Here is a 19,210-nt window from a genome sequence, read left to right as displayed (position 1 = left end):
TTAGCGCGCCGTGGCGACCCGAACCTTCTGACCTTCGGCCACATAGGACTGGCCGACGGTGATGATGCGCACGGGGCCCGCGAGGCCGGCCACCCAGACGCCGCCGGCGTTCTCCTCGATCACCGTGATGGGGGCGAACGCCACCTGGTTGGTGGGCAGGACGTAGCGCACGCCCTGGCGGCCGGCGGCGTCCAGCACGAGGGAGGAGACCGGCACCTGGTGGGCCGGACCCGAGCCCGCTGAAATCTTCACCGTCGCCGACAGGCCCGAACGGACGCTCATGCTGGGGTTCGCGACGGCGACCTCCACGCGATAGGTGCGGGTCTGGGGATCGGCGTCCCGGGACACATAGCGGACGCGGCCGCTGAGGCTTTGGCCCGACAGCAGCACGGCGGTGGCCGGGGCGCCGACCCGCAGCTTGCCGGCCTCGCTCTCGGGCAGATCGCCGACGATCAGCAGCGGGTTCAGTTCGATCATGGTGCCGCAGGACTGGCCGGGCGACAGATAGGTCCCGACCTCAGCCTCGCGCTTGTCGAAGACGCCGGAGAAGGGCGCGCGGATGTTCATCTGCTCGACGCCGATCTCGGCCTGGCGGACCAGGGCGGCGGCGTTGTCGAGATTGGCCTGGTCCTGCAGGACCTGGGTCTGGGAGCGGAAACCCTTCTTGGCCAGTTCGCTGGACGCCTGCTGGCTGAGTTGGCGCGAGCGCAGGTTGGCGCGGGCCTGGTCGAGGCTGGCCTGGCGGGCGTCGACGTTCAGGCGGCAGAGCACGGCGCCCTTGGCGACGAAGCTGCCCTCGGTGGCCGGGGTGGAGGCCACGGTCCCGGCGGACTCCGACTTCACCACCACGCTGCGGGCCGATTCCGTGCGACCGCGGATGGCCACTTCGTATCCGTGCTGGCTTTCCGAGGTCAGGACAACCTGAACGGCAGGCAGCGCCTGGGCGGCGGTGGCCTTGGCCTCCGCGCCGCTCTTCTTGTCACCGCCGCCAAAGATCGTGCCGACGACAAAATACAGCGCGACGGCGAGCCCAATGCCGGCCGCGACCAGATAAGAAGATTTTACGCGCATACAGCCGTTTCCCCGAGCGCAGCAGTCGTTTTGCGACCGCCAATGAATCGGTCGCTCACCCCATACCTATGCAGATAGGTTGCAGCGGCTTTTGATGCCACCGTTCTGCCAGCGCAAATGAAATCGCGGACAGGATGTAGTATCGCCGCATATTGTACCCGCCAAGTCGCAGGATCGCGGCACGACCTTGCCCGCCGCCAAGGCCTGGCTTCAGCGCCTACCCTGGATTGAATTTAGAGAGACCCGTCCGATGAAGTACCTCCACACCATGGTCCGCGTGGCCGACCTCGACGCCTCGCTGGCCTTCTATTGCGACAAGCTGGGTCTGAAGGAGGTCAGCCGTGTGGAGAACAAGGGCGGCCGGTTCACCCTGGTCTTCCTCTGCGCGCCCGGGGACGAGGCCGCCGCCGAGGCCAACCGCGCCCCCACCGTGGAGCTCACCTACAACTGGGATCCGGAGGACTATCAGGGCGGTCGCAACTTCGGCCACCTGGCCTATGCGGTGGACGACATCTACGAGACCTGCGCCCGGCTGCACGCTGGCGGGGTGACCATCAACCGGCCGCCGCGCGACGGTCACATGGCCTTCGTCCGGTCACCGGACGGCATCTCGGTGGAGCTGCTGCAGGCCGGGCCCGCCAAGGCGCCGGCCGAGCCCTGGGTCTCGATGCCCAACGTCGGCGCGTGGTGATCGGCGTGACCTCCCAGACCTTCCTGCAGCTCAATGACGGCCGCCCCATGCCCCAGGTGGGCCTCGGCGTCTGGCAGAGCCCGGCCGACACCACCGCCGACACCGTGGCCACGGCGCTCGCGGCCGGCTACCTGGCGATCGACACCGCCTCGGCCTATCGCAACGAGCCCGGGGTGGGGGAGGGCGTGAAGCGCTCGGGCGCTGCCCGCGACAAGCTGTTCATCACCACCAAGCTGTGGAACGAGAACCAGGGCCATGACGCGGCCCTGGCCGCCTTCGACAAGAGCCTTCAACGGCTCGGCATGGACTATGTCGACCTCTACCTGATCCACTGGCCGGCCCCGGCCCAGGACCTCTATCTGGACAGCTGGAAGGCCCTGGTGCGGCTGCGTGAGGAGGGCCGGGCCAGGTCCATCGGCGTCTCCAACTTCGCCATCCCCCACCTGGAACGCATCATCGGTGAGACCGGCGTGACGCCGGCCGCCAACCAGATCGAGCTGCATCCGCGCTTCCAGCAAGAGGCGCTGCGCGCCTTCCATGCCGCCAACGGGATCGTCACCACCTCCTGGAGCCCCCTGGGCCAGGGCAAGCTGCTGGAGGACCCGGTGATCGCCGGTATCGCCGCCAAGCACGGCAAGACCCCGGCCCAGGTGATCATCCGCTGGCACATTGACCTGGGTCTCACCGTGATCCCGAAATCGGTGACGCCGGCCCGGATCGTTTCCAACCTCGACGTCTTCGGCTTCGGCCTGGATGACGCGGACCTCGCGGCCATCACGGCCCTGGACGCTGCTGACGGCCGGATCGGCCCCGACCCCGCCAAGTTCGGCTAGGCCTAGCCGGAGGCCGGCATTCTGGCCGTCGGGGATGCGGCGCCTGTTCATCGGTCCTCGGTGGGCGTTACAGGATGGATGCGGGCACACCGCGCACGGAGTTGGGTTTGAAGCGTCCTGGATCGCGCAAGACCGTCACGGCCGCCAACCTGGCCGACCTGGGCGCTGAGCGGCTGGCTGAGATCCTTTTGGAGGTGGCCGAGGCTCAGCCCGCCATCAAGCGCCGCCTGCGCATGGAACTGGCCGGCGAGGTGGGCCCCGAGGACCTGGCCACCGAGATCGCCAAGCGGCTGGCGGCCATCGAGACCCGGCGCTCGCGCGTCCACTGGCGCAAGTACAAGGAGTTTGTCCGCGACCTGTCGCTGCAGCGGGCGATGATCAGCGGCAAGATGGCCGCGCAGAAGCCGGCCCTGGCGCTCGAGTTCCTCTGGCGTTTCCTCGACATGGCCGAGGGCGTGCTGCGCCTGACCAAGGACGAGAAGGGCGAGGTGGAGGCGGTGTTCCTGGGGGCGGTCGAGGACCTGGGGCCCGTCGCGGTGGCCGCCAAGGGCTCGACCACGGCGCTCGCCGAACGCGCCTTCCAGGCGTTGGAGACTGACGAGGACGAGATCTTCGTACGGCTGGTGGAGATCCTCCTGCCGGCCCTGGACGCCGAGGGGATCGCCCGGCTGCGGCAATTGCTGGAGGCGGCCATCGCCCGGCGCGGGCGGCCCAAGCCCGCCCTGCGCGCCGCCGTCCAGGCCCTGGCCGACGCGCAAGGCGACGTCGACGGCTTCATCGCCACCATCACCGCCAGCGAGGCCCTGCAGCCCTGGACCGGCGCCCAGATCGCCAGCCGGCTGACCGCCGCCGGCCGCGCGCCCGAGGCCCTGGCGGCCCTGAAGCGCTCGGCGCCGCCGGCCTTCGCCGACCTGGCCCGCTCGCAGGCCCGCGTGGTGGCCTCCGCGCCAAGTCTGAAGGCCTGGGAGGACGCCTATCTCGACGCCCTGGAGGCCGACGGCCAGGCCGATATCGCCCAGGCCGTGCGCTGGACGGCCTTCGAGCAGCGGCTCTCCGCCGACCGCCTGCGCGCCTATCTCAAGCGCCTGGCCGACTTCGACGACGTGGTGGCGGAGGACAAGGCCATGGCCTTCGTGGCGGCGTTCAAGAGCTTCCCCGCCGCCCTGCGTTTCTTCCTGGCCTGGCCGGCGGTGAGCCAGGCCGCCGCCCTGGTGCTGGCCCGCAGCGACGAGATCGACGGTGACGACTATGACGGGCTGGAGGCCGCGGCCCTGGCCCTGGAGGGCCGCCACCCCCTGGCGGCGTCCCTGCTTTACCGCGCGATGGTCGCCCGGACCCTACGCTTCAACCGCCGCGACCGCTTCGCCGACGCCGAGCGCTGGATCGCCGATCTGGCGACCCTGGCGCCTCAGATCGCCGAGTTCGGCGACTTTGAATCCCATTCCGACTTTGTAAGTCGGGTGGGGCGTAGTCCACAGGCCTGACGCCTGGCGGCCCGCAAACGCCCGGATCGGGTCTTGCGGCGGGCGGGTTCGAGGCGCAGAAGCGCGCGCATGGCGATGCAGAAACGACGGATTGATCGCGCTCAGCGGTTTCGGGCGCGGCGAGTCTGGTGGGAGCGGCACGGTTCCTTCGCGCGCGGACTCCTCACCGGGACGCTGCTGACCCTGCTGGTCGTCTGGCTCACCAAGATCGCCATGGCGACCTTCTAGGTTGCTTCGCGCCGCGCAGATCGGCGGCGGCGCCGTTCCTCGACCAGCGGACCCAGGACATTGAGAACCTTTGGGTAGGGACCAGGGCTCTTCGACATCCCGTTGGGCACGTGATGCACTTCCAGGAACCCAATGTTCTCCGGGGCCGGCCGATAGATCGGCAGCCTGCCGGCCATTGGAATCTGGGTGATCTCCATCGGGTCGTCGCCCCTGTCGATCCAGTAGGGCAGCGGCGCCTGGAAGTCTGGCATGGTCATCCACGACCGCAGCTGCGCATCGGTGATGACGTAGCATCCGGACATGGAGTCGGTGCTTTTGGTGAAGCGCACCGCACCGTCGAAGTTCGGGAGGCTAAGCTCGTCGGGGCCAGGACGGTTCGGCGTCCTGTGGCGGGAGAAGACCGGGGCGTCCAGATAGGCGCGCCAGGCGCCGTCCATGACCCCCATGATCTCGAAACGGTTGGGCAGCAGGATCTTGTCGTCGCCGAACGCCGCGTGGAAGGCGGCGACCTTCTGGAAGAAGGCCGGATCCAGGATCGCGGTGTCGTCCTCGATGAAGCAGTAGAGGTCGTACTCGCCCGCACGTTCGGCGAACACCCTGCGGCAGTGGTAGCCGAGTTCCCGCGGCGGACCATCCCACAGCACATGTTCCACGAAGTTCCCGTTGGAGACCTCGGCCAGGAGGTTTTCCCCTTCCTGTGAAACGACGACGACGTCGCCGCTCGCGGCCTTGGGCAGCAGCCGGACCTCTTCGGCGGCGATCCGATCCGGTGAGCCCATATGGAACTGGGTCTCTTCGAGGATCGCCACCAGCTGACGCAGGGAGTAGCTGAACTGAGCCGCGCGCGCGCCGACTGTTTCGAGGTTGGAGCCGTTGTTGAAACTCGTCTTCGCCGAGGTCCGGCGGAAGAAGTGCGGCATGCAGGCCAGAACTCGAATCACGCCCACTTCTCTCCCCGCCGAGGCCCTGACGGCCTTCTAAGGGCGGTTACCGCGGTTGGCGAGGCTGGTTGTATTCCAGCCCCAGTTTCGCCAGACGCGCGGACGCCGGTCCGTAGCGTTTGCCCATGGCCGCCAGGCTGCCGTCGATCTCGGCCGCGGGTGTCGGGTGTGATGGCAGGATGTAGCGCCCCGCCCTGGGCTCGGCGTCCGGCAGGATGTCCAGACCGTTGCGCGAGCGCACGGCGGCGAGGCCCGGCCGCGTGGTGACCACCTTGGTGCGATAGCTGCGCGACCAGGTGTCGGTGCGCAGGGCCAGCGCGACCTCATCGGTTCCGTGGGCGATCGGCGCCTCGACGGTCTCGTGCGCCCAGAAGACGGCCAGGTTTGCGAGGCCATGGCGATAGTCGGCGGCGCTGACCTGGAAGTCGGCGGTGCGGTGCGCCGCGCTCCAGTCGGCGACGCCGAGGCGGTCGGCGGTGGCCTGGGCGGCGGCGCGCCCGCCGATGGCCTCCACCAGGGCCAGGGAGGCGGGGATAGAGGCCGAGACCCCGGTGGTGGAGATGATGCGGCCGTCCTGAACATAGCGGCGGTCGCGGACCCAGGTGGTGTCCGGATAGGCCTTGGTCAGGCCCTTCAGCGCCGACCAGTGGGTCGTGGCGCGGCGGCCGTGCAGCAGGCCGGCGTTGGCCAGCACCCGGGCGCCTTCGCAGATGGAGACAATGGTGGCGCCCTTGCCGGCCTGGGCGCGCAGCCAGGCGGCTAGCGCCGGGCTCTTGGGCTTCATCTGGGCGGGCACGATGATGATGTCGGCGCCCGCGGGTTCGGCCTTGTCGAACTGGGCGACCGTCTGGTCGGCGAGGATCTTCAGGCTCGGCATCAGCTGGATGGGCCCCGGGCCCGTCGCGACGCTGCGGACCTCGGCGATGCCGGAGCGCTTCAGGACGCCGTAGGGGATCGCGAAATCGGTGGTCTCGGCCCCGGCGTTGTCGGCCAGGACCACCACCAGCGGCCTGGCCCGACCCGCCTTGGGGGCGGGAAGGGTCAGACCGTCAGGGGCAAGCGCCACGCTCGGCCCGGCCGCCGCGAAGGGCGTGACCGGGTGCAGGAAGGCGAGGGTCGCGGCGGTGGCCGCGACGGCGAGGACGAGCGTGCGCATGGCCTCAGAGGCTTTCGGTGAGAGCCGGCGCGCTGGCCTGGGCAGGCGCGTTGCAGGCGCAGCTTTCGCCGCAGGCGCAGGTGGGGCCGCAGGCGCAGGGTTGGCAGCTGCAGTTGGGGTTGGCGCAGGGGTCTTGCATCGGGTGGTTCCTTCATCGGGTTGTCGATGAGCAGACCCTAGGCGTCGAAAGTGCTGGCGGAAATGTCATTAATATCGCAGATTACGCCATGACCTCAGCCCAGCCCCCCGCCCGGACCATCGCCCTCATCGGCTATGACGGCGCCCAGTCCCTCGACCTCGTCGGCCCCCTGGAGGTCTTCTCCATGGCCAACCGCTATGCGGGCCGCACCGCCTACGAGATCATCCTGGCGTCCCTTGATGGCGGTGGGATCACCTGCAATTCGGGCCTGCGCCTGGAGGGCTTCCGGCGGGTCGCCGATCTGCCGCGCGACCTCGACACCGTGCTGGTGGCCGGCGGCGACGAGGCGGGGCTGCTCTCTATGCGCGGCAGCGGGCTCGTCGAGTGGCTGCAGGCGCGCCGCGAGACCGTGCGCCGTATCGGCAGCGTCTGTTCCGGCGCCTTCGTCCTGGCCGAGGCCGGGCTGCTGGACGGCCGCCGCGCCACCACCCACTGGCAGGCCTGCGAGGAGATGCGCGCCTTCCGTCCGCAGGTGCGGCTGGAGCCGGACTCCATCTTCGTGGCCGATCCTCCCTTCTACACCTCGGCCGGGGTCACCGCCGGCATCGACCTGTGCCTGGCCTTCGTGGAGGCCGACCTGGGCGCCGAGGTAGCCTTGGCCGTGGCCCGCAACCTGGTGCTGTTCATGCGCCGTCCGGGCGGCCAGACCCAGTTCAGCGCAGGGCTGGGGGTCCAGGCGGCGGCGACGCCGAAACTGCGGACCCTGATCGCCGAGATCACCGCCGAGCCGGCGGGTGATCTCAGCCTGCCGCAACTGGCCCACCGCACCGGGATGACCGAGCGGACCTTCTCGCGCGTCTTCCAGAAGGAGACCGGGACCACGCCCGCCGCCTTCGTGGAGCTTGCCCGCGTGGACCGCGCCAAGGCGTTGCTGGAGACCTCGGACTGGCCCCTGGCGCGCGTCGGCGAGCGGTCGGGCTTCGGCAGCCTGGACGGGCTGCACCGGGCCTTCCAGAAGCGGGTGGGGATCACGCCCGGCGAGTACCGCCAGAGGTTCGGGCGGGTGGCGGCCTAACCTCCCTTGCGCAGGATCGCGGCGGCCTCCAAGGCGAGCAGCAGGGCCGCGGCGGCGGCCAGCCAGGCGGCCGTCGGCTGGTCGGCCTGCTCGGCGACATAGACCCCGGCCAGGCCCCAGATAATCGGCGCAAGATAGAGCGGCGCCCGCAGAGCCCACCCCACCGCGCCCCCCACCAAGAGGACCGCCGCGATGCCGATCGCCGCCCAGGGCAGGTCGGGGCCGATGATCCCCTGGGCGGTCAGGACCGTCAGGATGTTGACGGCCGAGGCGATGGTCAGCCAGCCGGCCAGCAGGGATAGCGGCCAGACGATCAGCAGCTTGTCGCGGAAGGCCGGGGAGGGGGCGTCGGCCCGGGCGCGCCTCAGGCCGGCGACCATGGCGCCAGCGGAGGTGACGATGATCGCGATGCTCAGCCATTGCTGGTTGAAAGCCGAGGCCAGGATCCAGGCGCCGCAGCCGGCGATCGCCACGACCGAGGGCCAGGCGACGGCGCGCAGGGTGGGCGTCTCGCGCGCCACGGTCAGCTGGTAGATCGCGTAGGCCGCCAGGCCGAAATAGATCAGTCCCCAGATCGAGAAGGCGTAGCCGGCGACCCGCAGCGTCTGGTCGCCCTGGCCTGAGAACTCGGCGGCGGTCAGCCCGATGTTCTGGGTCATCTGGATTGCCGGGATGGCGATCGCGGCGATCACGGCCGCGAGCACCGCGAGGCTGCGTACCAGGGGTCTTGCGCTCATGTCATAGCTCCGCTTGAGCCCAGGAAAAGCGGCTGCGCGCCGACGGTTCCGCCGAGACGTGACAATGAGGGTTAAGGCGGGACCTGAGAAGGTCCCGAAATTCCAATGGCTCCCGGAGCAGGACTCGAACCTGCGACAAGTCGGTTAACAGCCGACTGCTCTACCAGCTGAGCTATCCGGGATCACCGTTGGAGGCGGGCGTATACGATGGCCCGCGCGTCGGTGCAAGTCGGTCTGAGCGCTCTTTTAATACCCCGCGGCCTTGCCGTTCGGCTGGCCGTCGATGATCTGGTCCAGGTACTCGCTGAGCCCGTAGCCCACGAGGTCGCCACAGCGGTATTCGGTCATGCCCTCGGTGATCCGGGTCTGCAGTTCCTGGCCATCGGGCGTGGTGCGGCGGTTGCGCAGCGGGATCAGGGACATGACCTTGCCCGTGACCTCGTAGGCCTTGCCGCCATGGGTCTTCACCTTGGCGCGCAGGGCGGTCTGGTAGCCGCGCTCATCCCAGTCGCTATCGATCACGCACTCGGAAATCAGGTCATAGGCGCCGTCGGCGAACACCATGCCGCCCTGGCGCGCGCCGCCCTTTCCGTCACCGATCACCGACAGCATCATCCCGAAGTCGCGGCCGAAGTTCATCGGGCACCAGCGGTACCAGTCGATGGCCTGCCAGTGGCGCGGGCCCCAGGACTTGTCGCGCAGGCCGTAGCCCTCGATCTCGAACCGCTCGTCGCCGATGGTGAAGACGCCCTTGGCCGCGCAGTGCTGCTCGTAGTGCGCCTTGGCGAAGGACTTCTCGGGATCGATCTCGATGGCGACCCCATCCTCGCGCACGGTCTCGCCGCCGAACATGGGCGAAACACCCTCGTAATCGAGGGTGATGGTGCAGGGGAGGGACGGATTGTCGCGGAAGGCCTTTTTCGGGTCCGCCATCTCGTGGGGACGCTCCAGAATCAGCGCCTTGCCCGAATAGGTCACCCGTAGGTGCTTGAAGGGCTCCACCACCTCGACCTTGAGTCCCCCGGCGTTCATCTCCGAATTGTCGGTGATGGCGGGCCGGGCGAACATGAAGCCGACCCGCCCGTCGGGCAGGTAGAGGCAGATGGTCATCTCGGCGTAGTGCTCGTTGGCGCGGTTGCCGATGCGGAACCAGCCGCCGGTCTTGGTCTTCGGGTCGAAGACGTTGAAGTACATGGATTCATTGTAGTTCTTTACGTCACCCGGATCGTGGGTGAACTCGTCCTGGGGTTCCAGACGGGTCTTGAAGCCGGTCGGGGCCTTGGCCATGGCGCATCCTCCACACGCGATTTTGGGAGGAGCTTGCGCGCCTTGACGCCGGGGCGGCCAAACCAAATTGGCGGGCGGGCAAAAAAAGAGCCCGGCCGAAGCCGGGCTGTGAAGTGGTGATGGTGGGGTGTCTTCAAGGAAGACCACTGAAGAGTCCGCCCTTATGGTTAATCGGGTCTTAACTGTCGGCGGCGCGGGACGCTCTCGACGGACTGGCCGGGGGTCGGCTAACTCAGGGTCGGTCTCAGGCGGAATCGCGATGCGCATTCATTTCACGGGCATAGCCGGGGCGGGCATGAGCGCGGTGGCGCTGATGATGCGTGACGCCGGCCACCAGGTCTCCGGCTCCGACGAGGACGTCTTCCCGCCAATGTCGACCTATGTGGCGGGACTGGGCTTCCCGGTGACCTACCGCTTCGACGCGGCCAACCTGCCGAAGGACCTGGACATCCTGGTGCTGGGGACCAGCGCCAAGCTGGGGGGCGACGACAACGTGGAGGTGGCCGCCGCGCGGGCCCGCGGCGTCCGCATCACCACCTTCGCCGAACTGGTGGGAGAGACCACGGAGCATCGCGAGAACATCGTGGTGGCCGGCTCCTTCGGAAAGTCCACCTGCAGCGCCCTGATGGCGCACATCCTGCGCCAGGCGGGCCATGACAGCGGCTGGATGATCGGGGCCATCTCGCCCTCCCTGCCGGCCACCGGCCACTGGGGAACCCGCCACGAGATCGTGCTGGAGGGCGACGAGTACATCGTCGGCAATGGCGACAGCCGATCGAAGTTCGACCTTTACCACCCGCGCCACCTGCTGCTGACCTCGCTGGTCCACGACCACGTCAACGTCTTCCCGACCTTCCACGACTATGAGGCGCCGTTCATCCGGCTGATGCACGACCTGCCCAAGGGCGGTCTGATGGTGGCCCGCGACCACTCGGCCATCCACAAGATCGCCGCCGAAACCCAGGCTCACACGGTCTGGTACGATACGGTCCCCTGCGACGGCTGGTTCAGCGAGGACGTGGCCTATGGTGACACCACCACCTTCAAGCTCGTGGCGCCGGACGGCGAGCGCCTGCCGCTCACCACCACCCTGCTGGGCGCTCACAACATCGAGAACATCGTTGGCGTGTCGGCCTTCCTGCGGGAGCGCCACCTGGTGAGCGAGGCCGATCTGGCCAAGGGGGTCGCCACCTTCGACGGCATCCGCCGCCGGCTCGACCGGCTGACCAAGACCTCCAAGGTGCCGCTGATCGAGGGCTTCGGCTCGTCCTATGAGAAGGCCCGCTCGGCCATCGACGCCCTGCAGCTACACTATCCCGATCGGCCGCTGATCGTGGTCTTCGAGCCGCACACCTTCTCCTGGCGCAGCAAGGACGCGCTGGCCTGGTACGACACGGTGTTCCAGGGCGCCTCGCGCGTGCTGATCATCCCGCCGCCGGGGCATGGCGCCACGACGCACCACCAATCGACCCACGCCGAGATCCTGGAACGCGTCTACGGCGCGGGGGTCAGCGTTGAGGGGCCCACCAGCGCCCAGGCCGTCACCGAGCAGCTCTCGCACCTGACGGGCGACGAGATCGTGCTGCTGCTCTCGTCGGGCCCGCTCCTGGGATTGCCCGACAGCCTGCCGGCGGTGATGGACCGCCTCTACGGATAAGGACCTGCCCATGCGCCTCTCGATGATCGCCGTGGTCGCGGGTCTCAGCCTGGCCGGCTGCCAGCCGTCCCCAAGCCTTCCAACCGCGCCGGCGATGACTCCCTTGACCGACGCCGAACAGAACGCCGCCCGCGAGGCGCTGATGGCCCATGAGGGGGCATGGGACTGTACGGCGCCCGCGCCCTTCGACCGCGTCACCCGCCGGTTGCTGTTGGAGGACAGCGGAGCCTCGGTGGTCTCGCCCGCCGGCTTCCCCGGTCCGGTGGTCATCGGCGGCGCGACGGGCGCCACGGTGTTCCGCAAGTCGGGGGCGGGCTGGGCGGGCTACATGATCGATCCGATTTCCAGCGTGCAGGCGGTGCGGTACGGCCCGGCCGGCCTCTATCTGATCACCAAGGTCACCCGGGAAGGCGGCGGCCCCTTGGGGATCGCCCTGCTGCCCACCGGCGGCGGCGCACTGGTCTGCGGTGGACTGGCCTCTCCGGAGGCGCTCGACGCCCCGGCCGAGCATCCGGAATTCGTCAGCCTCTCCCTCGACAAGGCCGGCAAGGGCTCGCTGGTCGCCAAGGCGGAGCGGGAGGCCAAGGCCCCGCTCTGGTTCCGCTATGACACCACCGACGGCGGCGCGACCTGGAGCGACGCCAGGACCATCCCCGGCCCCGAGGGGACGGACCTGCCGGCCCCCGACCAGACCAAGGTCCCCGCCGCCCTGGCCCGCGAGATCGCGGGAAGCTGATGTTCTTCCTGGAAAGCCCCGCCGACCAGGTGACGCCCGCCCACCGGCAGGCCATCGTCACCGTCCTGGTGGGGCAGACCTATGTCGAGACGTGGCGGGTCATGTGCCAGGCCAACTGGCAGGCCTATGCCGACCGGTACGGCTTTGACCTGGTCGTCATCGCCCATCGGCCCGACATGTCCGAGCGCGGCCAGGGGCGGTCGCCGGCCTGGCAGAAGCTGCTGGTGCTGGATCAGCCCTGGTCGGCCGCCTATGAGCGCATCGTCTGGGTCGACGCCGACATCGTCATCTCCGGCCATGCGCCCGACATCCTGCGCGAGGTCCCTGACCCCGAGAAGATCGGCGCCTCGCTTTCCGGCGCTCAGTTCTCCGACGCTGAGAAGCACATCTATTTCGAACGCCTGCACAACCTGGTGGTGGACCCGCAGCTCGCACCGCTGGCCTGGCGGTTTACCGAGGAGAACGGCTTCTCGGAGTCCGAGATCGACGGGGAGGGGGCCCCGATGCTCAACACCGGGGTCTTGGTGATGAGCCCGCGGCATCACAACGCGCTGCTGCAGGCGATCTATGCCTCGGAATCGGCCTCACGCCTCTACGAGCAGCCGCTGCTGTCGCGCGAGATCCACCAGGCCGGTCTGCTGGTCCCCATCACCCCGCGCTTCAACTGGGTGATCCACGAGCGCCGCATCCTGGACTTCGCCGACATCGACACGGTGGAGCATCCGCAGGTCGACCGCCTGATTGGCCACCTGAAGAACGAGCTCACCAAGGCCTACTTCCTGCACTTCGCCGGCAGCATGAACATCATGCAGCACCTCGCCCGCCTCACAGAGGAGACGGGCGCGCCGTGGTGGAGCCGGCCTGACGCCTAGAGGCCGGCCTCTGCATAGGCCTTCTTCTTGGGGCCCATGAAGCCGAACAGGAAGGCCGCGACCTTGCGGATCTGGATCTCCTCGGCGCCCTCGGTGATCCGGTAGCGGCGGTGGTGGCGGTAGATGTGCTCGAAGGGCTTGTGCCGCGAATAGCCGATGCCGCCGTGTACCTGCATGGCGCGGTCGGCGGCCTCGCAGACCAGGCGGTTGGCCCAGTAGTTACACATCGAGACCTTGTCGGAGATCTGCCGCTCGATCTCCTTGTGCTCCATGTGGTCCATGTCCCAGGCGGTCTTGCGGATCAGCCAGCGCAGCATCTCGCACTGGGTCGACAGCTCCACCAGCGGCCACTGGATGGCCTGGTTCTCGGCCAGCGGCTTGCCAAAGGGCTTGCGGGCCCGGGCGTACTTCACGCTTTCCTCGATACAGTAGACCGCCGCGCCGAGGGATGAGGCCGCCTGGCGGATGCGGTTCTGGTGGACGAAGCTCTGGCCGAGGCCCAGGCCCCGGTCGACCTGACCCCAGTAGCTGTCCTCCGGGATCCAGACGTCGGTGAAGCTGACGCGCGGGTGGTCGGTGGGCATGTTGAAGGTCCAGAGGTACTCCTCGACCTTCACGCCGGGGGTGTCGGCCGGAACGATGAAGCAGGTGATGCCGGTGGAGTCGCCATCCTTGCCGCTGGTGCGGGCGAAGACCATGACGTGGGTCGCCACGTGCATGCCGGTCGTCCACATCTTTTCGCCCTGGATCAGCCAGCCGGGCTGGCCGTCCTTGTCCTGACGGACCGCCGTGGTGTCCATCCAGGTGGCGTCGGAGCCGTGTTCCGGCTCGGTGAGGCCAAAGCCCGTGCGCATCTTGCCGGCCAGCAGCTTCTCGCCGTCGCGCTCATACTGGGCGTTGGTGGCGAACTCCTTGAACATCAGGATAAAGGGGTTGTTGCCGACGATCGAATGTTCGTTCTGCAGGTCGTTGTGCAGGCCCAGGCCCCTGGCGGCCAGGTGCTCGCGGATCACCGCCATGTCGAGATTGGAGCCGCCCTTGCCCCCCAGCTCCTTCGGCCAAGCGTAGCGCAGGTGGCCGGCCTCGTCGGCCAGCTTGCGGGCCTCGCCCAGCAGCTCTTCCCATTCCTTCTTCGGCAGGCCGCCAGCGTCCCAGTCGGTGCGCTCATACTCTCGGCGGTGGTCGAAGTAGCGCATGTTGTCGTCGCGCTGCTCCAGAGGCTTGATCTTGGCCTCAATGAAGCTGTCCAGCTCACCCAGGTAGGCGACCAGTTCGGGGGGCAGGTTGAAGTCCATGGCGTTTCCCTTCGGCCTGTTTTTGGAAGCGTGCGGCCGTGCATTTTGACGATTTACAAGCCAGCGCTCAGGGCCGCAGATCGTCAACCAGAAGTCAGCTTGAGGTTCCGCCACGTCATGGAAGTCGATATCGCACAAGCGCTTGCGCGACTTGCGCCTGCCCTTGGGGGAACCGGCGTGGAGGGCGCCCAGCGTCTGTCGGGCGGGGCCAGCATGGAAACCTGGGCCTTCACCCTGACGGGTCCGGGCGGACCGCACGAGATGATCCTGCGCCGCCGTCCCGGCCCCTTTGACGAGGAGACCTCGCGCTCCACCTCCCTGGCCACCGAGGCCGCCCTGATCCAGGCCGCCGCCAAGGTCGGCGCGCCGGTGGCGCCCCTGATCCGGCTGTGCGAGCCGGGTGATGGCCTTGGGGAAGCGCACATCACCGCCCGCATCGCAGGCGAGGCCCTGGGCCGCAAGATCGTCGCCGATCCGCGGTTCGAGGCGGTGCGTCCGGGGCTCGCCCGCCAGTGTGGGCAGATCCTGGCTCAAATCCATTCAGCCTCCCCCGAGGGTATCCCGCTGAAGCGGTCGGACGCGGCGGAGGAACTGGACCGCTACGAGCAGGTCTATCGCCAGTCGGGCGCCCAGCGGCCGATCCTGGAGCTGGCCTTCCAGCACCTCAAGAAACACACCCCCGCGCCCGTGGCCGACGTGCTGCTGCACGGCGACTTCCGCAATGGCAACCTGATGATCAGCCCGGACACCGGCGTCGCGGCGGTGCTGGACTGGGAGCTGTCGCACCTGGGGGATCCGGCCGAGGACCTGGGCTGGCTGTGCGTCAACTCCTGGCGCTTCGGGCGCAGCGACAAGCCGGTGGGCGGGTTCGGCGACTACGGCGACCTGCTGGCGGGCTATGCGGAGGCGGGGGGCGTCGCGGTCGATCTGAGCCGCGTTCGTTACTGGCAGGCGCTCGGCTCGCTGAAGTGGGGCGTCATGTGCCTGATGATGTATTCGAGCTACGCCGCCGGGGCCGAGAGCTCGGTGGAGCGGCCGATGATCGGCCGCCGGGTCTCGGAGACCGAGATCGATCTCGCCAACCTGCTGGAGGCCGGCCTGTGATCACCCATCCGCGCACCGAGGAACTGGTTGAGGCCGTCGCCCGCTGGATCGACACCATCCGGCCAGAGCTGAAACCCCGCGACGCCTTCCTGGCCCGGGTGGCGGTCAATGTGCTGGGGGTCGTGCAGCGCGAGCTGACCCTGGGCCCTGCCGCCGAGGCCGACGCGATCGAGCGGATGTCGGGCCTGCTGGGACACGGCGGTGGCTATGAAGACCTCACCGCCGAACTCTGCGCCAGGCTGAAGTCGGGCGAACTGGACGCCGACACGCCCGGCCTGCTGGCCGCCCTGCGCGCCAATGCCCAGGACCAGGTGGCCATCGATCAGCCCAACTATTCGTCGGCCCGATGACCCGCGACGAGGCTCTCGCCCGCGACCGGGCCGACCCGCTGGCGTCGCGCCGCGACCTGTTCGAGCTGGAGGAGGGCTTGATCTATCTGGACGGCAATTCCCTGGGGGCCCTGCCCAAGGCGGTGAAGGGCCGGCTGGCGCAGGCGGTGGAGGCCGAGTGGGGCCGGGGTCTGATCCGGTCCTGGAACAGCGCCGGCTGGATCGACCTGCCGGCCCGCGTGGGGGCGAAGATCGCCGGCCTGATCGGAGCCGCCCCCGACGAGGTGATCGCCGCGGACTCCACCTCGGTGAACCTCTTCAAGCTGGCGGCGGGCGCCCTGGCGATGCGGCCGGGGCGCAAGGTCATCCTCAGCGAGCCCGGCAACTTCCCCACCGACCTCTACATCCTGCAGGGCCTGGCCCGGCTCCTGCCCGGGGTGGAGCTGCGGCTCGTCGAGCCCGGCGGCCTGCCCGACGCCCTGGACGACAGCGTCGCCCTGCTGCTGCTCACCCACGTGCATTACAAGACGGGGGCCACGCACGACATGACGGCGCTGACCACCTGGGCCCATGAGGTGGGCGCGCTGGCGCTCTGGGACCTTAGCCACAGCGCCGGCGCCCTGGAGGTGGACCTGAACGGCGCGAACGCCGACCTCGCGGTCGGCTGCGGCTACAAGTACCTGAACGGCGGACCTGGCGCCCCGGCCTTCGCCTACATCGCACGGCGTCATCAGGCGGCGTTCCAGAGCCCGCTCACCGGGTGGATGGGCCACGCCCAACCCTTCGCTTTCCATGACGACTATGCGCCGGGGGCCGGCATGCTGAGGATGCTGTGCGGCACGCCGTCGGTCCTGGGGCTGACGGCGCTGGACGCGGCGCTGGCGGCCTTTGAGGGCGTGGAGATGTCTGCCCTGCGCGCCAAGTCCCGGGCGCTCGGCGACCTGTTCCTCGCCCTGGTGGCGGAACGCTGCCCTGCCTTTGGCGTCGCCTGTCCCCGCGACTCCGCAAAGCGAGGCAGCCAGGTCTCGCTGACCCACGAGAACGGCTACCCCATCGTGCAGGCTTTGATCGCCCGCGGCGTGGTGGGCGACTTCCGCGCGCCCGACGTGCTGCGGTTCGGCTTGGCGCCGCTCTATGTTCGATATGTCGATGTCTGGGACGCCGTGGAGCACCTGGTGCAGGTGATGGCGCGGGGGGAATGGCGGGAGGACCGCTTCAACCAGATGGCGGCGGTGACATGAGCGCCCGGCCTGACATCAGCTACGCCGACTACCTGGCCCTGGATCAGATCCTCAGCGCCCAGCGGCCGCGGTCGGAGGAGCACGACGAGCTGCTGTTCATCGTCATCCACCAGGCCTCGGAGCTGTGGCTGAAGCTGTCGATCCACGAGCTGGCCGCCGCGCGTGAGCAGATCGCGCGGGACGACCTTGGCCCCGCCTTCAAGATGATCAGCCGGGTCAGCCGCATCCAGGGCCAGCTGATCCAGTCCTGGGACGTGCTCGCCACCATGACGCCCAGCGAATACCACGCCATCCGCCCGCACCTGGGCCAGAGCTCCGGCTTCCAGTCGCACCAGTACCGGATGCTGGAGTTCCTGATGGGGGCCAAGGACGCGTCGATGCTGGCCGTCCACGAGGGCACGGCGGCCCACGCCGACCTGGCTGCGGCGCTCGCCGCCCCCAGCCTCTATGACGAGTGCGTGCGCCTGTTGAAGCGGCGTGGTTTCGACGTCCAGGATGAACGCGACTGGAGCCGGGTCCACGTCGCCGACCCGGCCATCGTGGCGGCCTGGGCCGTGGTCTACCGCGACCCAGAACAGTACTGGGACCTCTACGAACTGGCCGAGAAGCTGGTGGACCTGGAGTTCCGCTTCCAGCAATGGCGCTTCGCCCACCTGAAGACCGTCGAACGCATCATCGGCTTCAAGCCGGGCACCGGCGGATCCTCCGGCGCCAGCTACCTGGCCAAGGCCCTGGACGGCTCGTTCTTCCCGGAACTGTTCCAGGTGCGGACGGGGCTGTGAGCCAGTTCAGCTTCGAGGCCGAAGTGATCCACTGGCGCGGACCCTCGCCCTTCTTCTTCGCCCCGCTGCCCGCCCCGGAGGCCGAGGAAATCCGGCGCATTTCGAAGCTGGTGACCTATGGCTGGGGCATGATCCCGGTGGAGGTCGAGATCAACGGCGTGGTCTTCACCACCGCGATGTTCGCCAAGGGCGGCGCCTACTACCTGCCGCTGAAGGATGCGGTGCGGAAGAAGGCCAATGTGACTGCGGGGGACAAGATCGCCGTCGAGATGACGGTTCAGCCGGCGGAGCGCTAGCCGTCAGGACAGCCGGTCGCGGAAGTCGGTGTAGTCGAACTGGCGCACCAGGCGCAGGGCGTCGGTGTCGCTGTTCCACAGCGCGATGGCGGGCAGGGGGACGCCGTTGAAGGTGTTGGTCTTGACCATGGAGTAGTGCGCCTGGTCGAGGAAGGCGATGCGGTCGCCGGGCTTGGGGGCGCTGGCGAAGGCGTAGTCGCCGATGATGTCGCCGGCCAGGCAGGAGGGGCCGCCGAGGCGGGTGGTGACACCGGTGTCAGGTTCCCCGAGCAGGGCCGGGCGGTAGGGCGCCTCGATGACGTCGGGCATGTGACAGGTGGCTGAGATGTCGGTGATGGCCACGGGCATGCCGTTGTCGAAGGTGTCGAGGATTTCGCCCACCAGGATGCCGGTATCGAGCGCGATGGCCTCGCCGGGCTCCAGATAGACCTCGACGCCGTACTGGGTGTGGATCTGGCGTAGCAGGGCCACCAGGGCCTCGGTGTCGTAATCCGCGCGGGTGATGTGGTGGCCGCCGCCGAGGTTGAGCCATTTCAGCTTCGGCAGGACCGCCTCCAGCTTGGGCTCCAGGGACTTCCAGATGCGGTGAAGGGGCTCGAAGCCCTGCTCGCACAGGGCATGGAGGTGCAGGCCATCGACGCCGTCGAGGTGCTCCGGGCGCAGCTGGGAGACCGGGAAGCCCAGCCGCGAGCCGGTCTGGCAGGGGTCGTACTTGGCGACCTGGGCCTCGCTGTGCTCCGGGTTGAGACGCAGGCCGATCTCGAACACCTCGCCCTGCGCGCGGGCCTTGGTGATTTCAGGGGCAAAGCGGGCGATCTGGTCGGGCGTGTTGAAGATCACCGTGTCGGAGAGGTGCAGGATCTCGGGCAGGTCGGCGGCCTTGTAGGCCGGCGAATAGGTGGTGAGCTCGCCGCGATAGTGCTCGCGGGCCAGGCGAGCCTCCCACAGGCCCGAGGCGCAGACGCCGTCCAGGTATTCCCCCACCACATCGGCCAGGGCCCACATGGAGAAGGCCTTCAGGGCCAGCAGCACGCGGGCGCCCGCGCCATCGCCCACGCCCTTGAGGACGCTGAGATTGCGCCGCACCGCCGCCTCGTCGACCACGAAGCAGGGGGAGGGGACGCGGGCCAGGTCGAACCGGGCGAAGGCGCCGGGATCGCCGGCCTGGGTTTCCATCGAGGTCAGAAGGCCAGGGGCGCGGCCAGGTCCTTGACCTGCCAGGGCAGGCCATGCCGGTTCAGCATGTCCATGAACGG

General features: G+C 68.7%; 21 protein-coding genes and 1 tRNA gene. 13 read left to right on the top strand and 9 right to left on the bottom strand.

The window, feature by feature from the left end:
* Positions 1 to 1,071: an efflux RND transporter periplasmic adaptor subunit gene (locus Q7J39_RS12430; protein WP_304825254.1), complete on the bottom strand. Its 1,071-nt coding sequence runs from the start codon at positions 1,069 to 1,071 to the stop codon at positions 1 to 3.
* A gap of 250 nt (positions 1,072 to 1,321) precedes the next feature.
* On the opposite strand from Q7J39_RS12430, the gene Q7J39_RS12425 reads away from it, so the two are divergent.
* The 4 genes from Q7J39_RS12425 to Q7J39_RS12410 all read left to right on the top strand — a co-directional run bounded on the left by Q7J39_RS12425 (position 1,322) and on the right by Q7J39_RS12410 (position 4,307).
* Positions 1,322 to 1,762, top strand: coding sequence for a VOC family protein (locus Q7J39_RS12425; RefSeq protein ID WP_304825251.1), 441 nt, complete (start codon positions 1,322 to 1,324; stop codon positions 1,760 to 1,762).
* A 5-nt stretch (positions 1,763 to 1,767) separates the two neighbouring features.
* Positions 1,768 to 2,595, top strand: a complete 828-nt coding sequence (locus Q7J39_RS12420) for an aldo/keto reductase (protein WP_304825247.1) — start codon at positions 1,768 to 1,770, stop codon at positions 2,593 to 2,595.
* Between the two features lie 107 nt (positions 2,596 to 2,702).
* Positions 2,703 to 4,079, top strand: a complete 1,377-nt coding sequence (locus tag Q7J39_RS12415) for a DUF6880 family protein (RefSeq protein WP_304825244.1) — start codon at positions 2,703 to 2,705, stop codon at positions 4,077 to 4,079.
* A 69-nt stretch (positions 4,080 to 4,148) separates the two neighbouring features.
* Positions 4,149 to 4,307 (top strand): hypothetical protein, encoded by a 159-nt coding sequence (locus Q7J39_RS12410; RefSeq protein ID WP_304825241.1) that lies wholly within the window; start codon positions 4,149 to 4,151, stop codon positions 4,305 to 4,307.
* On the opposite strand, the gene Q7J39_RS12405 is transcribed toward Q7J39_RS12410, so the two are convergent.
* The 3 genes from Q7J39_RS12405 to Q7J39_RS12395 are packed head-to-tail and all read right to left on the bottom strand — an operon-like array spanning position 4,304 to position 6,543.
* On the bottom strand, positions 4,304 to 5,248 hold the full coding sequence (locus Q7J39_RS12405; RefSeq protein WP_304825238.1) for a hypothetical protein: 945 nt from the start codon (positions 5,246 to 5,248) through the stop codon (positions 4,304 to 4,306). The genes Q7J39_RS12410 and Q7J39_RS12405 overlap by 4 nt on opposite strands.
* A gap of 46 nt (positions 5,249 to 5,294) precedes the next feature.
* The gene (locus Q7J39_RS12400; protein WP_304825235.1) at positions 5,295 to 6,404 is read right to left on the bottom strand and encodes a DJ-1/PfpI family protein; all 1,110 of its coding nucleotides are present in this window, start codon (positions 6,402 to 6,404) and stop codon (positions 5,295 to 5,297) included.
* A gap of 4 nt (positions 6,405 to 6,408) precedes the next feature.
* A complete protein-coding gene (locus Q7J39_RS12395; RefSeq protein ID WP_304825231.1) occupies positions 6,409 to 6,543 on the bottom strand; it encodes a hypothetical protein in 135 nt (44 codons plus the stop codon).
* An 88-nt stretch (positions 6,544 to 6,631) separates the two neighbouring features.
* Here Q7J39_RS12395 and Q7J39_RS12390 point away from each other — a divergent pair, with 88 nt between their 5' ends.
* Complete coding sequence (locus Q7J39_RS12390) at positions 6,632 to 7,618, top strand: GlxA family transcriptional regulator (RefSeq protein WP_304825229.1); 987 nt, start codon at positions 6,632 to 6,634, stop codon at positions 7,616 to 7,618.
* Here Q7J39_RS12390 and Q7J39_RS12385 read toward each other — a convergent pair.
* The 3 genes from Q7J39_RS12385 to Q7J39_RS12375 form a co-directional block, all read right to left on the bottom strand.
* Positions 7,615 to 8,355, bottom strand: coding sequence for a hypothetical protein (locus Q7J39_RS12385; RefSeq protein WP_304825226.1), 741 nt, complete (start codon positions 8,353 to 8,355; stop codon positions 7,615 to 7,617). The two genes, Q7J39_RS12390 and Q7J39_RS12385, sit on opposite strands and share 4 nt — an antisense overlap.
* A 106-nt stretch (positions 8,356 to 8,461) precedes the next feature.
* Positions 8,462 to 8,537, bottom strand: a tRNA-Asn gene (locus Q7J39_RS12380).
* Between the two features lie 64 nt (positions 8,538 to 8,601).
* Positions 8,602 to 9,642 carry a hypothetical protein gene (locus Q7J39_RS12375; RefSeq protein ID WP_304825223.1) on the bottom strand — a complete coding sequence of 347 codons (1,041 nt, stop codon included), beginning with the start codon at positions 9,640 to 9,642 and terminating at the stop codon, positions 8,602 to 8,604.
* Positions 9,643 to 9,901: 259 nt separating this feature from the next.
* Here Q7J39_RS12375 and Q7J39_RS12370 point away from each other — a divergent pair, with 259 nt between their 5' ends.
* The 3 genes from Q7J39_RS12370 to Q7J39_RS12360 are packed head-to-tail and all read left to right on the top strand — an operon-like array spanning position 9,902 to position 12,907.
* Positions 9,902 to 11,299, top strand: coding sequence for a Mur ligase family protein (locus tag Q7J39_RS12370; RefSeq protein WP_304825221.1), 1,398 nt, complete (start codon positions 9,902 to 9,904; stop codon positions 11,297 to 11,299).
* Between the two features lie 10 nt (positions 11,300 to 11,309).
* Positions 11,310 to 12,035: a hypothetical protein gene (locus Q7J39_RS12365; protein ID WP_304825218.1), complete on the top strand. Its 726-nt coding sequence runs from the start codon at positions 11,310 to 11,312 to the stop codon at positions 12,033 to 12,035.
* Complete coding sequence (locus Q7J39_RS12360) at positions 12,035 to 12,907, top strand: hypothetical protein (protein ID WP_304825216.1); 873 nt, start codon at positions 12,035 to 12,037, stop codon at positions 12,905 to 12,907. Before Q7J39_RS12365 ends, Q7J39_RS12360 begins: the two co-directional genes overlap by 1 nt.
* Here Q7J39_RS12360 and Q7J39_RS12355 read toward each other — a convergent pair.
* Positions 12,904 to 14,202: an acyl-CoA dehydrogenase family protein gene (locus Q7J39_RS12355; RefSeq protein WP_304825212.1), complete on the bottom strand. Its 1,299-nt coding sequence runs from the start codon at positions 14,200 to 14,202 to the stop codon at positions 12,904 to 12,906. The genes Q7J39_RS12360 and Q7J39_RS12355 overlap by 4 nt on opposite strands.
* Positions 14,203 to 14,379: 177 nt before the next feature.
* Here Q7J39_RS12355 and Q7J39_RS12350 point away from each other — a divergent pair, with 177 nt between their 5' ends.
* From Q7J39_RS12350 to Q7J39_RS12330, 5 genes are read left to right on the top strand one after another with little or no spacing between them, the layout of a single operon-like run.
* The gene (locus tag Q7J39_RS12350) at positions 14,380 to 15,306 is read left to right on the top strand and encodes a phosphotransferase family protein (protein WP_370690056.1); all 927 of its coding nucleotides are present in this window, start codon (positions 14,380 to 14,382) and stop codon (positions 15,304 to 15,306) included.
* Entirely contained in the window at positions 15,303 to 15,656 is a 354-nt protein-coding gene (locus Q7J39_RS12345) for a DUF6285 domain-containing protein (RefSeq protein WP_304825207.1), read from the top strand. Before Q7J39_RS12350 ends, Q7J39_RS12345 begins: the two co-directional genes overlap by 4 nt.
* On the top strand, positions 15,653 to 16,876 hold the full coding sequence (gene kynU / locus Q7J39_RS12340; RefSeq protein WP_304825204.1) for a kynureninase: 1,224 nt from the start codon (positions 15,653 to 15,655) through the stop codon (positions 16,874 to 16,876). Before Q7J39_RS12345 ends, kynU begins: the two co-directional genes overlap by 4 nt.
* On the top strand, positions 16,873 to 17,658 hold the full coding sequence (locus Q7J39_RS12335) for a tryptophan 2,3-dioxygenase (protein WP_304825201.1): 786 nt from the start codon (positions 16,873 to 16,875) through the stop codon (positions 17,656 to 17,658). The genes kynU and Q7J39_RS12335 overlap by 4 nt, the downstream gene beginning before the upstream one ends.
* Entirely contained in the window at positions 17,655 to 17,954 is a 300-nt protein-coding gene (locus tag Q7J39_RS12330) for a DUF1905 domain-containing protein (RefSeq protein ID WP_304825198.1), read from the top strand. The genes Q7J39_RS12335 and Q7J39_RS12330 overlap by 4 nt, the downstream gene beginning before the upstream one ends.
* A gap of 3 nt (positions 17,955 to 17,957) precedes the next feature.
* Here Q7J39_RS12330 and Q7J39_RS12325 read toward each other — a convergent pair whose 3' ends face one another.
* On the bottom strand, positions 17,958 to 19,130 hold the full coding sequence (locus Q7J39_RS12325; protein WP_304825196.1) for a carboxynorspermidine decarboxylase: 1,173 nt from the start codon (positions 19,128 to 19,130) through the stop codon (positions 17,958 to 17,960).
* Positions 19,131 to 19,210: the final 80 nt, after the last annotated feature.

Source organism: Phenylobacterium sp. (genome assembly GCF_030651185.1).
In the GTDB taxonomy this organism is placed as follows: domain Bacteria; phylum Pseudomonadota; class Alphaproteobacteria; order Caulobacterales; family Caulobacteraceae; genus Phenylobacterium.
The sequence above is the reverse complement of the archived record's forward strand: the minus strand, read 5'-3'. Positions and strand labels throughout refer to the sequence as shown.